The sequence below is a fragment of the Mycobacterium sp. AZCC_0083 genome (genome assembly GCF_014202335.1).
Classification (GTDB): domain Bacteria; phylum Actinomycetota; class Actinomycetes; order Mycobacteriales; family Mycobacteriaceae; genus Mycobacterium.
This window is the reverse complement of the sequence record NZ_JACHGP010000024.1, coordinates 36,684-50,407: the sequence shown is the minus strand read 5'-3', so window position 1 is coordinate 50,407 and position 13,724 is coordinate 36,684. Positions and strand designations below refer to the sequence as shown.

15 protein-coding genes and 1 tRNA gene are annotated in these 13,724 nt (G+C 65.8%); 7 read left to right on the top strand and 9 right to left on the bottom strand.

Going from position 1 to position 13,724, the window contains the following annotated elements:
- Positions 1–45 precede the first annotated feature (45 nt).
- Together HNP02_RS38110 and HNP02_RS38105 are read left to right on the top strand one after the other, a co-directional pair.
- Positions 46–1,359 (top strand): acyl-CoA dehydrogenase family protein, encoded by a 1,314-nt coding sequence (locus HNP02_RS38110; RefSeq protein ID WP_184445843.1) that lies wholly within the window; start codon positions 46–48, stop codon positions 1,357–1,359.
- A complete protein-coding gene (locus HNP02_RS38105; protein ID WP_184445842.1) occupies positions 1,356–2,408 on the top strand; it encodes a phosphotransferase family protein in 1,053 nt (350 codons plus the stop codon). The genes HNP02_RS38110 and HNP02_RS38105 overlap by 4 nt, the downstream gene beginning before the upstream one ends.
- Before the next feature lie 20 nt (positions 2,409–2,428).
- Here the strand turns inward: HNP02_RS38105 and HNP02_RS38100 are convergent, their stop codons facing one another.
- Positions 2,429–3,232, bottom strand: coding sequence for an enoyl-CoA hydratase/isomerase family protein (locus tag HNP02_RS38100; protein ID WP_184445841.1), 804 nt, complete (start codon positions 3,230–3,232; stop codon positions 2,429–2,431).
- Between the two features lie 105 nt (positions 3,233–3,337).
- On the opposite strand from HNP02_RS38100, the gene HNP02_RS38095 reads away from it, so the two are divergent.
- Positions 3,338–4,261, top strand: a complete 924-nt coding sequence (locus HNP02_RS38095) for a helix-turn-helix domain-containing protein (RefSeq protein WP_184445840.1) — start codon at positions 3,338–3,340, stop codon at positions 4,259–4,261.
- A 49-nt stretch (positions 4,262–4,310) separates the two neighbouring features.
- Here HNP02_RS38095 and HNP02_RS38090 read toward each other — a convergent pair.
- Positions 4,311–4,394 (bottom strand) — tRNA-Leu (locus HNP02_RS38090).
- Between the two features lie 578 nt (positions 4,395–4,972).
- Here HNP02_RS38090 and HNP02_RS43400 point away from each other — a divergent pair.
- Positions 4,973–5,224, top strand: coding sequence for a hypothetical protein (locus HNP02_RS43400; RefSeq protein ID WP_255507441.1), 252 nt, complete (start codon positions 4,973–4,975; stop codon positions 5,222–5,224).
- A gap of 9 nt (positions 5,225–5,233) precedes the next feature.
- Here HNP02_RS43400 and HNP02_RS38080 read toward each other — a convergent pair whose 3' ends face one another.
- From HNP02_RS38080 to HNP02_RS38060, 5 genes are all read right to left on the bottom strand, one after another.
- Entirely contained in the window at positions 5,234–6,430 is a 1,197-nt protein-coding gene (locus HNP02_RS38080; protein WP_184445838.1) for an acyl-CoA dehydrogenase family protein, read from the bottom strand.
- 133 nt (positions 6,431–6,563) lie between these two features.
- Positions 6,564–7,631: an ABC transporter ATP-binding protein gene (locus HNP02_RS38075; RefSeq protein WP_184445837.1), complete on the bottom strand. Its 1,068-nt coding sequence runs from the start codon at positions 7,629–7,631 to the stop codon at positions 6,564–6,566.
- Complete coding sequence (locus HNP02_RS38070; protein ID WP_309241845.1) at positions 7,628–8,443, bottom strand: carbohydrate ABC transporter permease; 816 nt, start codon at positions 8,441–8,443, stop codon at positions 7,628–7,630. Before HNP02_RS38070 ends, HNP02_RS38075 begins: the two co-directional genes overlap by 4 nt.
- Positions 8,440–9,312: a carbohydrate ABC transporter permease gene (locus tag HNP02_RS38065; RefSeq protein ID WP_184445836.1), complete on the bottom strand. Its 873-nt coding sequence runs from the start codon at positions 9,310–9,312 to the stop codon at positions 8,440–8,442. Before HNP02_RS38065 ends, HNP02_RS38070 begins: the two co-directional genes overlap by 4 nt.
- Positions 9,309–10,661 carry an extracellular solute-binding protein gene (locus HNP02_RS38060; RefSeq protein WP_184445835.1) on the bottom strand — a complete coding sequence of 451 codons (1,353 nt, stop codon included), beginning with the start codon at positions 10,659–10,661 and terminating at the stop codon, positions 9,309–9,311. The genes HNP02_RS38065 and HNP02_RS38060 overlap by 4 nt, the downstream gene beginning before the upstream one ends.
- Positions 10,662–10,789: 128 nt before the next feature.
- Here HNP02_RS38060 and HNP02_RS38055 point away from each other — a divergent pair, with 128 nt between their 5' ends.
- The gene (locus HNP02_RS38055) at positions 10,790–11,179 is read left to right on the top strand and encodes a hypothetical protein (protein ID WP_184445834.1); all 390 of its coding nucleotides are present in this window, start codon (positions 10,790–10,792) and stop codon (positions 11,177–11,179) included.
- The gene (locus HNP02_RS38050) at positions 11,176–11,559 is read left to right on the top strand and encodes a DUF3817 domain-containing protein (protein WP_184445833.1); all 384 of its coding nucleotides are present in this window, start codon (positions 11,176–11,178) and stop codon (positions 11,557–11,559) included. Before HNP02_RS38055 ends, HNP02_RS38050 begins: the two co-directional genes overlap by 4 nt.
- Before the next feature lie 5 nt (positions 11,560–11,564).
- Here the strand turns inward: HNP02_RS38050 and HNP02_RS38045 are convergent, their stop codons facing one another.
- Complete coding sequence (locus HNP02_RS38045) at positions 11,565–12,455, bottom strand: haloalkane dehalogenase (protein ID WP_184445832.1); 891 nt, start codon at positions 12,453–12,455, stop codon at positions 11,565–11,567.
- A 55-nt stretch (positions 12,456–12,510) separates the two neighbouring features.
- On the opposite strand from HNP02_RS38045, the gene HNP02_RS38040 reads away from it, so the two are divergent.
- Positions 12,511–13,203, top strand: coding sequence for a TetR/AcrR family transcriptional regulator (locus HNP02_RS38040; RefSeq protein WP_184445831.1), 693 nt, complete (start codon positions 12,511–12,513; stop codon positions 13,201–13,203).
- Here the strand turns inward: HNP02_RS38040 and rdgB are convergent.
- Positions 13,118–13,720, bottom strand: a complete 603-nt coding sequence (gene rdgB / locus HNP02_RS38035; protein WP_184445830.1) for an RdgB/HAM1 family non-canonical purine NTP pyrophosphatase — start codon at positions 13,718–13,720, stop codon at positions 13,118–13,120. The two genes, HNP02_RS38040 and rdgB, sit on opposite strands and share 86 nt — an antisense overlap.
- Between the last annotated feature and the right edge of the window lie 4 nt (positions 13,721–13,724).

The following is a 13,724-nucleotide window of genomic DNA, read 5'->3' as shown; positions in this document are numbered from 1 at the left end:
CATTAAATCACAAGTTGACCGCATTACACGCGATGGGAGCGCACAGTGGCATGGGACTTTGAGACCGACCCGGACTTTCAACGCGAACTGGACTGGATCGACACGTTCGTCAGGGACGAAGTCGAACCGTTGGATCACGTGCTCGGCGACACCGCGGACAAGACCGATCAGCTGGTCGCCTCGCTGGTGCGACCGTTGCAGCAACAGGTCAAGGACCGCGGACTGTGGGCGTGTCACCTCGGTCCCGAACTCGGTGGACCGGGCTACGGTCAGTTGAAGCTGGCACTGATGAACGAGATCCTCGGCCGCTCCCGTTGGGCGCCAACGATCTTCGGCTGCCAAGCTCCCGATTCGGGCAATGCCGAGATCCTCGCGCACTTCGGCAACCCCGCACAAAAGGACCGGTTCCTGCGCCCGCTGCTGGCAGGCGAGATCTCCTCCTGCTACGCGATGACCGAACCACACGCCGGGGCCGACCCGACGCTCTTCCGCACCCACGCCACCCGCGACGGCGACGAGTGGGTGATCAACGGCGAGAAGTGGTTCGCCTCGAACGCTTCGTCCGCGGCGTTCTTCATCGTGATGGTCGTGAGCAATACCGAAGTCGCTGCGCATCAAGGAATGTCGATGTTCCTGGTGCCCGCCGGCACGCCGGGACTGGAGTTCGTGCGCAACGTGCACACCGAGGGCGAGCACCACGGCTCGCACTCGTATCTGCGGTTCGACAACATGCGGGTGCCTGCGGAGAACCTGCTCGGCGACGAGGGCACGGCCTTCGCCATCGCACAGACCCGACTGGGCGGCGGCCGGATCCACCACGCGATGCGCACGATCGCGCTGGTTCGGCAGGCGTTCGACATGATGTGCGAGCGTGCGGTCTCCCGCCAGACCAGGGCCGGCACCTTGGCCACCTTCCAGATGACCCAGGAGAAGATCGCCGACAGCTGGATCGAGATGGAACAGTTCCGCCTTCTCGTACTGCGCACCGCATGGCTGATCGACAAGCATCAGGACTACCGCGTCGTGCGCAAGGACATCGCTGCGGTCAAAATCGCCATGCCGAAGGTGCTGCACGACGTGGCACAGCGCGCGCTGCACCTGCACGGCGCACTCGGTGCGTCCACCGAAATGCCGCTTGCGGCAATGCTGCTCGCCTCAGAGGTCATGGGGCTGGCCGACGGTCCGACCGAGGTGCACAAGATCACCCTGGCCCGCGAACTCCTCCGCGACCGCGTCCCTGCGCCTGGCCTGTTCCCCACCGCACACCTGCCCACCCGCCGCGCCGAAGCCCGTGCCCGCTATGCCGACCTGCTCGAACACGCCGTCGGCAACGACGACCCCGCTCTCCTCACTCGATGACCGCGACGCCCGCAGAGGCCGAGACGGGAGTCGATCTGGACCGGCTCGCCACCTGGATGGACGAGCAGGGCCTGCCCAGCGGTCCCATCACCCACGTCGAGCGACTCACCGGTGGCACGCAGAACATCCTGCTCAGGTTCCGTCGCAACGGGAGCGACTACGTGCTGCGGCGCCCGCCAATCCACAAGCGCGCCAAGAGCGACGAGACGATGCGTCGGGAGGCCCGCGTACTCGCCGCGCTTCGCGATTCGCCCGTTCCTCATCCCGCTCTGATCGCCGCATGCGTCGACACCGACGTCCTCGGCTGCGCGTTCTACCTGATGGAACCCATCGACGGATTCAATCCGGTCAGCGGGCTACCGGCACCACACCGAGACGATCCGGCGATCCGGCATCAGATGGGTTTGTCCATGGTGGACGCGGCCGCGGCGATGTCCAAGGTGGACGTCGATGCCGCAGGGATCGGAGACCTGGGGCGCCGGGAAGGCTATCTCGAAAGGCAGTCCGCGCGTTGGCAATCGCAACTGGAGAGCTACCGCGAGCTTCCCGGTTACGCGGGTTCAGAGCTATCCAGCGTCGACGCCGTCGGCCAGTGGCTGGACCGCAACCGACCGTCGAGCTGGCAACCCGGACTCGTGCACGGCGACTTCCACCTCGCCAACGTCCTGTTCTCACCATCAGGTCCCGCGCTTGCCGCAGTGGTCGACTGGGAGATGGCCACGGTCGGCGATCCGCTGCTCGACCTGGGCTGGTTGCTCGCCACCTGGCCGGACAGCGACGGTCGATCCGCGTCGACCCTCCCAATCGAGCCGTGGTCGGGATTCCCGACTAGTGACGAGCTCATTGCGAGGTACCAGGACGTCAGCGGTCGCGACTTGACCGCCCTGCCGTGGTTCCAGGTCCTCGCCGGTTACAAGCTCGGCATCGTCCTCGAAGGCACCCATGCCCGCGCTTGCGCCGGACTGGCCGACAAACCGACCGGCGATCTCCTCCACGCCGCCGCGGTGAGCCTGCTCGAACGCGCCGGGAAACTCATCGCCCAGTACTGACAGCTCGACCGAGAAGGCGTTCAGTCTTGCCAGAAGTCCATGACGAGCTTGCGGCGCTGGTCACGCGTGCCCTTCTCGACGAAGTCGGCGATGCCTTGCCGTTCGAGCTGACGGGGCGGTGCGACTTCGAAGATCATGCTGTTCGCCAGGTCGAGGTCGGCACCCTTGTCGAGGAAGTACTTCGTGACCTGCAGGGTGGCAGGGTTTTTGGCCAGCATGACCTCGACGAGTGCGTCGACCTCGTGATCGAGCAGTTCCGGTTCGCATAGACGGTTGATGAGGTTGTGGCGTTCAGCGACCGCAGCGCTGAACATGGCGCCAATGAGGTTCCACTCCTTGGCCTTTCGACGACCCGCGAATTTCGCGATCTTCGCGGTGCCACCCCAGCCGGGGGTGATGTCCCAGTTGATCTCCGGCATGCCCCACCGTGAGCGGTTGGTAGCCACCACGAAGTCACACACCAGGGTGAGCTCCAGTCCACCGCCAGTGCACACGCCATCGACAGCGGCGATCGTGACGGGCACCATGTCGTCGATCACGTTGACGGTGTCCTGATACATGCGGACCTGCCAGATGAAATCGTCAGGGCCCCAGTCGTTGAACTCCTTGATGTCATCGCCTGCGCAAAAGGTATCGCCGGCCCCGCGAATGATCACGACGCGACAATCCCGGTCGACGGAGACCTCCTTGACGGCGGCGTTGAGCTCAGCGGAGACCTCACGATCGAGCGCGTTGTGGCATTCCGGGCGATTCAACGTGATCGTCGTGACCGGCCCCTCACGACTCACGATCAGCTTGCCGGACGGCGACGGGTGATCAGACATGTGCGACTCCTCGATCTGGATTGGACACGATTGGCCGACGTTATCGAGTATGGTCTTCTTATGCAAGCGTCTTTTTTAGAGAGACAATCTATGATCGGTCGGACCATGAGCAGCGATCGAGGAGATCAGGCCCTCGCCGTCGACCTCGATTCGATCTATCGCACCGGCGAGGTCGTTGGAGACGCGTGGTCGTGGTTGGTCATGCGTGAATCGGTGCTCTATGACGTTCGCCGGTTCTCCCAGTTCCAGGCCCGACTCGGTGTCGCCCGCTCAACCCTGATTGCGCGCCTGCGGCAACTCACTTCTGGAGGCCTGCTCACCGAGCACCCTCAGGCGTCCGGGCCCGAGTACCACCCCACCGAGAGTGGCCGCGACTTCCTCACCTGCTTGATGGTGGCGATGCGCTGGAGCGACCGGTGGTACTTCGAGGGGCGCACGCGTCCAACCCCGGCGATTCACGTTGGCTGCGGCCAACCGCTCGAGGCGGTACTGCGGTGCGACGACTGCCGGGAGGTAATCTCCGCTCGCGACGTCACTGCCTGGAGACCCGGCCCCTTCACCGCATCACCCCGCCTGGGCCAACGACGGCGCACACCCAATCTGTCTCTGCTGGAACGGAACCGAACGTGTTCGATCGGCCGGACCCTGGGCGTGATGGGTGATCACTGGACGAGCCTGCTCATTCGAGAGGCCTTCTTCGGGACCCGCCGATTCGACGACTTCCAACAAAACCTCGCCATCGCGCCGAACATTCTGTCGGGCCGGCTTCGACGCCTCGTGGAACAAGGGATCCTCGTTGCAGCGCCCTACGGCGATTGGCCGGTTCGCCACGAGTACCGGCTCACTGAACGAGGACTCGACCTTTATCAGCTGCCACTCTCGATGCTCACCTGGGGTCAACGCTGGCTCGACCCCAATGAGTCAGACATCCACCTGACCCACACGGTGTGCGGCAATGAGCTCAAGCCGGTGCTCAGCTGCGACCGCTGCGCCGCCCCCATCGCCCGCGAGGACATTCGGCTGAGTTAGCGGACTTGGGGCGCGGAGATAAAGCGCCCGAATCCAACCAGGCGATGAGTGCGGGCGGTGGGACTCGAACCCACAAGCTCTCTCGAGCACGGGCACCTAAAGCCCGCATGTTTTCCAATTTCATCACGCCCGCAGCGTCCAAATAGTACCGCGCCGATCGCTCCCCGAATTTGTCGGAGGCCGTCTCTAGTTTGGAGACATCGGGACGGCGGGGGGCAAACAATGAGGTCCTTGGAGGAGTTCGACCAGGCCCAACTACTCATTGCAGCGGGCACAAACGACTGCGCCATCGCGCGGCAGACGGGCATACCGCGAACTACCGTGCGCGATTGGCGGCGCCGACGGCAGGTCCTACCGAGAACGCCCGGAGGCTCATCGGGGTGCGATATCAGCCACGACTTCACCGAACTTCCGGCTGCACCGTACTCGTACTTGCTCGGGATGTACCTTGGCGACGGTTACATCTCACGTCAACGCCGAGTCTGGCGTCTCCGTGTCACCTGCGCTACGCAATACCCCGCGATCATCGCTCGCTGCTGCGAAACGATCGACGCTCTGATGCCAAAGCAACACGCGACAGTCGTGCAGCGTAAAGGCCGCTGCGTAGACGTCTCGCACTTTTCCAAACACTGGCCATGCCTCTTCCCTCAGCATGGCCCCGGCCGAAAGCACAACAGGCCGATCCGGCTCGAGCCGTGGCAGGAAGCGATCATGTACGAGGAGACCGAAGAATTCGTCCGCGGCCTGATCCATAGCGACGGCTGCCGCGTCGTCGCCAATGATCGCGGGGTCATGAGCATCCGGTACCACTTCTCGAACCGGTCGGAAGACATCATCGGCCTGTTCACCGCCGCACTCGACCACCTCGAAATCCCCTGGACGCGGTCGACGAAGTACATCGTCTCGATCTACCGCAAGGCCGCCACGGCCCGCCTCGACGAGTTCATCGGGCCGAAGTCGTGATCGGCAGTCTCAGGTGTACAGCGTGATGGGCTGCACGTCGCCGGTCAGGAAGTTGGCGCCAACCTCGATCTTCTTGTAGTCGATGGGGTCGTGCAGCGAATGGGTGCGGATGTTGCGCCAGTACAGATCCAGGCCGACGTCACTGCGCACGGAGCTGGTGCCGGTGACCTCGTACACGCGCTGAGCCACCTCGAGGGCGGTCTCGGTGGACACCACCTTCAGTTGGGCAATGCCGACCTCCACCTCGGCGCGGTCGGCCGCGGTGACCTCCGAGCCGCGGGTGATCACCAGGTCGTAGCGGGCGTTCCAGTGGTCGGCGAGGGCTTCGACTGCGGCCACCCGCGACACCAGCTCTCCGAAGACCCTCTGCACCAAGGGATCTCGAGAATAGTGTTCGGCGCTGCTCAGCAGCCAGGCTCCTCGTCGATCCAGCGTGAGCTTGCGGGCCTTCTGCAGCGCGCCCTGCGCGATGCCGAGATAGAGGTTGCCGAATGCGAGCTGTATACCCGGCGTCACCAGCGTCGAATACGGTTCCTCGCCGACGACGCCGAGCACGTCGGACGTCGCGACCGCGGCGCCCTCGAACTCGACCGAGCCACTCGCCGAGAGTCGCTGCCCTAGGGCATCCCAATCATCGACGAACCGCACCCCGGCTCGTTCGTGATCGATGACCACCGCAAGTATCCGGTCGCGCCCCTGCTCGGCCCCCATCACCAGCGTGACGTCCCCGGTGGACGCGCCAGTGGAGTAGCGCTTGCGGCCGTCGAGCCGGTACCCGGGACCGTCCGCGGTCAACGCGAGGTCGGGGTCGATCGGGTTGACCGAGTCACCCCACAACCAGTTCCCGGCAGCGGAGGCCTGGAACCAATGCGACCAGCGAGCCGGATCCCCGAAGAAGACGATGCCCGCGTGGTTGACGTAGTGGTAGGCCAGGATCTGCGCGATGGACGCGTCCGCGCGCGCGAGTATGCGGACCGCCCGCAGCGCGGTGCTCCAATGTCCGCCGTGCCCGCCGTACTCGGTCGGGATGAGCAGGTCGACCAGACCTGACTCCTTGAGGAGTTTGAGTTCGGCGGTGGGTTGCTCGTTGGCACGGTCGCGGGCCAGTGCATCGACAGCCAGTGCCGTGGCGACGTCGGCGGCCGTCGCATCCCATTGCGCCGACTCCGCCGCGTCGGGCAACGTGGTCCAGGGAGTGCGCGGCATCGGTGCTCCTTCACTAAGAACGGCGAGGCCACGGTAGCTCCGCCGATCGGGCTCAGGAGCGAGCGTCGTGATCATCACTTCCGCGGCCAGCACGAAGACTTATCGTCACGGTGAGCGATACGGTGAAGAGCCGCTATGCGGCAGGCAGTCGGATCCCTGAGCTCTCGTCGAACAGGTGCAGACGGTCCGGCCGAACCGTCACGGCGACGCCGTCGCCGGGCACCGGCGGTCGTGCCCAGCGCGCCACCTCGGCGTCCTCAACGACGGCGGTCAATCGCTGTTCGCCGATCGTGATGATGAAGACGTATCGGGGACCGAGCAATTCGACCAACTCGAAGCGCCCTGCCCCACCGGCGTCGGGTCGCACCAACACGTCCTCGGGCCGCACTGCGACCGTCACAGCCGCCTGATCGGGACCGGTAACGTCCCAGTGAATGCCGTCGGCCGTGAAGGACCCGCCGTCGATCCGGCCTGTGATCAGGTTGGCGGTCGGCGATCCGATGAAGCCTGCGACGAACGTGTTGGCAGGAGTCCGGTAGAGGTCGTGCGGCGTGCCGCGCTGCTCGATCCGGCCCGCGTTGAGCACCACCAGCTGGTCGGCGATGGTCATCGCCTCCTCCTGGTCGTGGGTGACGTACAGCGCGGTGATGCCGAGTTCCTGCTGCAGCCGCCGAATCTCGGAGCGCAACTCGACCCGCAGCTTGGCATCGAGGTTGCTCAACGGCTCGTCGAAGAGGAACACCGACGGTGTGCGCACCAGGGCACGCGCGATCGCCACCCGCTGCTGCTGGCCACCGGACAACTGGCGCGGCTTGCGGTCGAGCAACTTCGTGATGCCCACCCGCTCGGCGGCCTCACGGGCCCGTTGTGCGGCAACGTCTTTGGCTATCCCCGCGTTGCGGAGTGGGAACGCGATGTTGCCCGCGACGCTCAACTGCGGGTAGAGCGCGTAGTTCTGGAACACCATCGCCACGTCGCGCTGCCTCGGGGTGGCGGCGGTGACGTCGCGGTCACCGATGTGCACCGTGCCGCTGTCGGCCGATTCCAGCCCGGCCACGATCCGCAGGGTGGTGGACTTGCCGCAGCCCGACGGCCCGACCAGCACCGTCAACGAACCATCGGGAAGGGACAGGCTCACATCGTCGACGACCGCGTTGTCACCGTAGGACTTCGTAATACCAACCAGCTCAACGGCACTCACTTGATCGCCCCCGTCGCAAGCCCGCCAACCAGGTACCGCTGGGCCGCCAGCGCCAGGACGTACACCGGCGCGATGCCAAGCAGTCCCGCCGCCGCCTGCTGGCCGAACTGCACATTGCGATCACCCTGAAACAGCGACAATCCGACCGTCAAAGTCTGACTCTCCTTGGTCACCGCGAGATACACCGCGAACAGAAAATCGTTGTAGCTCAGGAAGAACACCACCAGCAGCGCCGCCACGACACCTGGCCAGAGCAGCGGCAGCACCGCCTTGCGGAACGCACCGACCACCGACAAGCCGTCGATGACCGCCGCCTCCTCGATCTCGACCGGGATACGGCGCACGAAGCCGTCGAGCAGCCACACCGCGACCGGGACGTTGGCGATCCCGTTGACCACCACGAGGCCCAGCAGGTTGTTGGTCAGACCCGCATACCGCAGCAGAAAGAACAGCGGGATGATCGCCACGATCGGCGGTGCACAGTAGCTGGCCAGCAGGGCCGTCAGAAGTCGTTCCCCGCGGTAGCGGCGCGCCGTGAAATACGCTGCAGGCGTGGCGATCACGACTGCGAGCACCGCCGCGCCCACCGCGATCACCCAGGAGTTGCGCAACATCGTACCCAGCGCGATCGTGTCGAACACCTTGGTGAAGTTGGTGAGCGTCCACTCGGTCGGCCACAGCCGGGAGTTCAGCACGTCGTCGGGGGGCCGCAGCGACAGCGACACCAGATAGCCGACCGGTATCAGCGCGGCGATCGCGATCACCGCCAGCGCGACCCGGACCGCCCAGTAGTGCCGACGGGTCGGGTTCACGAGCCCTCCGCCTTCAGCGCGCGTGCCCGGGTGGCGGTGACGATCGTGGCGACCGCGCCGACGACGGCCGCGAAGATCAGCGTCTGAGCGGCCGCAGTGCCCATGTCGAAACTGCCACGAAGGCCGGTCTGGTAGATCGCGTACGGAGACAGGGTGGTCGCGAAACCCGGTCCCCCTGCGGTGATCACGACAATCAGGTCGAACACCTTGTAGCCGATCACCAACTCCAGGACGGCCACCGCACACTGGGTGGGCGCAATCGCAGGCCACACCACGGTGGTGAAGGTCCGCCACGTGCCTGCACCGTCGATCCGGGCCGACTCGAGCAGCTCGGGGCGCACCACGCCGAGCGCGGCGAACGAGATCAGGACGGCGAACGGCGTCCACTGCCAGACGTGGATGAGCAGAATCACCAGGAACGCACCGACTCCGGAGCCCAGCGGATTGAACCCGCCAAGGCCAATGGCCGAGAACGCTTGCGCGAAGCCGCCGCCGACCGGAGCGAGCAGCAGTTTCCACGCCACCCCGATGAGGACGGGGGCGGTCACCAACGGCAGCAGTAGGAGCGCGCCGACCACGCCGAACTTCGTCCCGCGGGCCCGAAGCAGTACGGCGAGCGCCAATCCCAACGAGGTGGTCGCGACCGTCGCGAGCACGGCGAAGACTGTGGAGCGCGCCAGCGAAGGGACGAACGCCGCCGACGACAGCGCCGACGAGAAGTTCTCGGCACCGGAGAAGCTGCGGAGCGGATGGGCCAGCGATGAATGCGTAATCGCCAGGGCGATCAGGTATCCCGTCGGATAGACCAGGAACAGCAGCAGCCCGGCCACGGCCGGCAGCGCCAGCCAGAGCGGGACACGCCGACTCATGTCAGCGATTTCTCCCAGCTGGACTGCGCGTTGCCCAGTGACTGTTCCACGGTTTGGCTGCCCGCGATCGCCAGCGCGAGCTGATCGACCAGATCCTGCAGAAGCTTCGGTGCGCCAGCCTCCTTCGGCCACACCAGGGGTCGGCCACCGAGGCCTTCCCTGATCGGTCCGATCGCCTTGGTGACCACCTTCGCGTATCCGTCGGCGCCGAGTACGGCGCCACGGACCGGGTCGATGCCTGCGCCTGCCGTCGACGAGACGCTGAGATTCTGCGCCGCCGCCGTGGCCCACGCCACGAAGGCCGCTGCCGCGTCGGGGTTCTTGGCGGCAGTAGAGATGCCGAGCCCGAATCCGGCGTCCAGCGCCGTGCGCGGCGTCTTGTTCGTTCCGCCGACGGGCAGCGATACCGCACCCCACCGACCCGAGATCTTCGACGCCGTTGGATCCTCGGCACGCAGTGCCATGTCCGTCCAGGTGTCCAGCAGCGCGCCCTGCCCCGACAGGAACGCCTGGTTGGCCTGGTCGAACCCGATCTGCAACGGGGTGGGCAGTGCGGAAGGGGTGACCGCGACGAGGTGGTTGGCCGCGGCGATGGCGGCATCGGAGGTCAGTGCGGGCTTGCCGTTGGCGTCGACGAGCTCCCCGCCGTAACCGGTGAGCCGGTTGATGAACGAGCAGCCCAGGATCATCGGCACCTGCTGGCCGGACACGATCGCGCCGTACGCCGAGCCGCGGGCGTCCGTGGTGATCTTGGCCGAGACGGCGTCGTAGTCGTCCCAGGTCTTCGGCGGTTCGACCTTGTAGCGGTCCAGCAATTCGGCGTTGTAGAACAGGATGTGGACGTCCCCGTCGTAGGGCAGGCCGTAGCGCTTGCCGCCGAGCAGGGTGTACGGGTCGTAGATCGACGGCAGGTAACCGGCCACGTCGATCTTGTCCTTGTTGGTGTCGATCCACGCGGTCAGGTCGGTAAGGGCACCGGCGTCGACGAGATCGCCCAAGCCGAAGTAGAAGTAATCGAAGACGTCGAATTCGCCTGTGCCGCTTTGCACGTCGAGGATCTGCTTGCTGGTCAGCTGGTCGTACGGCGCGGCCGTCACGTCGAGATCGCCGCCAGAGGCCGCCTTCCACGCCGGCGCAAGCACGTCGCGGAACGACGTGACGTGCGGTTGGTTCACCAGCAGCTTGAGCGTGATGCCGTCGAATCTGCCTGACACTGGGGCATTCCCCGCCAAGGCGCGGGCACCGTCGGAGGAACCGCAGGCGGCCAGCACCGGGCCAAGGACGGCTGCCCCGCCAGCCAGACCGATCAATTGCAGCGCGCGGCGCCGTGAAAAGGGGGAAGTAGTCACGACCTCTGAAGCTATAAAGCCGCGGCCACCGAGGGCGAGGTAAAAACTCATCACGATCGCTAGGCGGAGTCGTCGTTCCACCCCGCCTGCAGGTGAAGGCCAGAAACCGGGCGCGGTACCGTGGAACGATGTCCACTACACGGCGTAGGAGGCCAGCACTCATCCTGCTGGTCGTCGTCGCCGCGGCCGGCTGCCTTGGCCTGGCCTGGTGGCAGTGGACCCGCTACGAGTCGACCTCGGGCACCTTCCAGAACCTGGGCTACGCCCTTCAATGGCCGATGTTCGCCGCGTTCTGCTTCTACGCCTACTACAAGTTCGTCCGCTACGAGGAAGCCCCGCCCGTGAAGGCCGGCAAGGGCGAGCCAACCGAGATCCCGGCAGGCCTGCTGCCCGAACGGCCGAAACCCGCACCCGCATCCGCGAACGACCCGGCGCTGCGCGAGTACAACGCCTACCTGGCCGCGCTCGCCAAGTCCGACGCCCCTTCCGATACCGCCGATGACAGGACCACCCCATGAGCAGCCCCGACCCCGAAGCACCAGCCGAACGCCCGGAAGCCGCTGACCCGGCGCCCGTGGCACCGCAGGCGGAGACGATCCGGAAGGCACTGCTCGGCTACCGCGTGATGGCGTGGACGACCGGCATCTGGCTGATCGCGCTGTGCTACGAGATGGTGCTGAAGTACATCGTCAAGGTCGAGGACCCGCCCAGCTGGATCGGCATCGTGCACGGCTGGGTGTACTTCGTCTACCTGCTGTTCACGGCGAACCTGGCGGTCAAGGCGCGCTGGCCGATCGGCAAGACCGTCGGCGTGCTTCTCGCCGGCACCATCCCCCTGCTCGGCATCATCGTCGAGCACTTCCAGACCAGGAACATCAAACAGCAGTTCAACATCTGACGTCCTCAGGTCAGGTGCTTGAGCACTTCTTCGGCCAGCCGCTCGCCACGATCCTCCTGAAGGAAGTGCGAGGCACCCTCGATCTCGACCTGCTCCGTCGCGGTCGGAATCAGATCGCAAAAGGCTTGTCCCGCTTTCGGATACGGAAAGACCGGATCCTGATCCGAGAACGCCACCAGTGCCGGCTTCTGCCACCGTGACAATTCATCGGTGACCGCACGCATCGCCTGCGCGCCCGGCGCATCCTCGGTGAGCGGCACCAGCAGTGGGAACTGCGCCGCCCCGGCCTTCGACTCCGCATTGGGATAGGGCGCGTCATAGGCGGCGACGACGTCATCCGGCAATTCGGTCGCCGTTGCGCCCTGAATCACGAAGCCGACCGGTAGATCCGGATTCTTCTCGGCGAAGTTCCGCCACGCCATGAAGCCCTTGGAGACGCGGCCGGTGAACAAACCCGTATTGAAGATCGCAAGCGCGCCGACGTCATCTGCGTTCTCCACGGCCCAGCGCAGCCCAATCGGCCCACCCCAGTCCTGCACGACCACGATGGCGTCGCGCAGATCGAGGCCGCCAAGGACCTTCGACGTCAGCTCCACATGCCGGTCGTAGGTGTACCAGCCCCGGTCGGTGGGTTTGTCGGAGCGCCCGAATCCGGCGTAGTCGGGGACGACGACGCGGTGTCCGGCAGCCACCAACGGGCCGATCATCTTGCGGTACAGATACGCCCAACTCGGTTCTCCGTGGAAGCACACGATCGGTCTTCCGTCGCGAGGCCCCTCGTCGAGGTAGTGCATTCGCAACCCGTCGACGTCGGCGTAGTTCGGGGTGAAGCCGTAACCCGGGAGATCTGTGAAGCGGTCGTCGGGTGTGCGGAAGACCTCGGATGTCGTAGCCATCGCCTCAACCTAACTTCACTTGACCGACCGGTCAACTACTTCCTATGATCGGCCCATGCCCCGCACGTCGGACGCCCGCGAGCGCATCGTCTCGACCGCTGCGCGGCTGTTCCTCGAGCGCAGCTACCAGGCGGTCGGGGTCGACGAGTTATGCCAGTCCTCCGATGTGCGCAAAGGCAGCTTCTACCACTACTTCTCGTCGAAGTCAGAACTCGGCAAGGCCGTGATCGACCTGCACGCGCAGGCGTTCGAAAAGCAGCTGTCCGGCTCTGTTGCCACCACCCCGACGCAGAAGCTGCACGCGATCCCCGACGCGATCGGCGCGATTCAGACCGCGCTGGAAGCACAGTTCGGTCGCGCGGTCGGGTGCCCATTCGGCAACTTCGCCGCTGAGCTGTCGACCACCGACGACGATCTGCGCAGGCACCTCGCCGACAGGCTCGCCGCCATGGAGCGCCACCTGGCAGCGGTGTGCCACGACGCGGCCGCGGCAGGCGCACTGCGTGCAGGCACCGATCCGGATCGACTCGCGCATGCACTCTTGGCGCAGTACCAAGGCATCATCTTGCTGGCGAAACTCAATGACTCAGGCGTATCTGCTCTAGCGCCGGCACTTCACGACTTCATCGACGGCTATGTGGTCGACGGATCCGCAAGCTCGGTCAGCCAGCGAGCGCGCGCAGCGCAGGCACCAGCAGCGCCAAAGCCCGACCCCGATGCGACGCCGCGTCCTTCTCCGCAGGAGTGAGTTCGGCGGCCGAGCGCGCTGACCCGAGGGGCACGAAGATCGGGTCGTAGCCGAACCCGCCGTCGCCGCACGGCTCGCGCGCCACGACCCCGGGCCACTCCCCCCGCACCACGGTCTCGCCAGCCGACGACACCAAGGCACACGCCGAGACGAACGCGGCCCCGCGCCGGGAATCGGGCACGTCGCCGAGTTGGCCCAACAGCAGTCTCAGATTCGCCACATCGTCGCCGTGGGATCCGGCCCATCGCGCCGACAACACACCCGGCATGCCGTTCAGCGCGTCCACCGCCAACCCGGAGTCGTCTGCCACGGCGGGCACGCCGGTCGCCTGGAACGCATCACGCGCCTTGGCCAACGCGTTCTCCTCGAACGTCGCACCCGTCTCGGGCGCCTCGTCGAACGCCGGCACGTCGTCCAACGACAGCAGGCGCAAGCCCGACACCCCCGCGGCGTCCAGCACCCGGTGTAGTTCGGCCAGCTTCTTGAGGTTGCGGCTGGCAACCAGCAGGTCGGTCATCGGG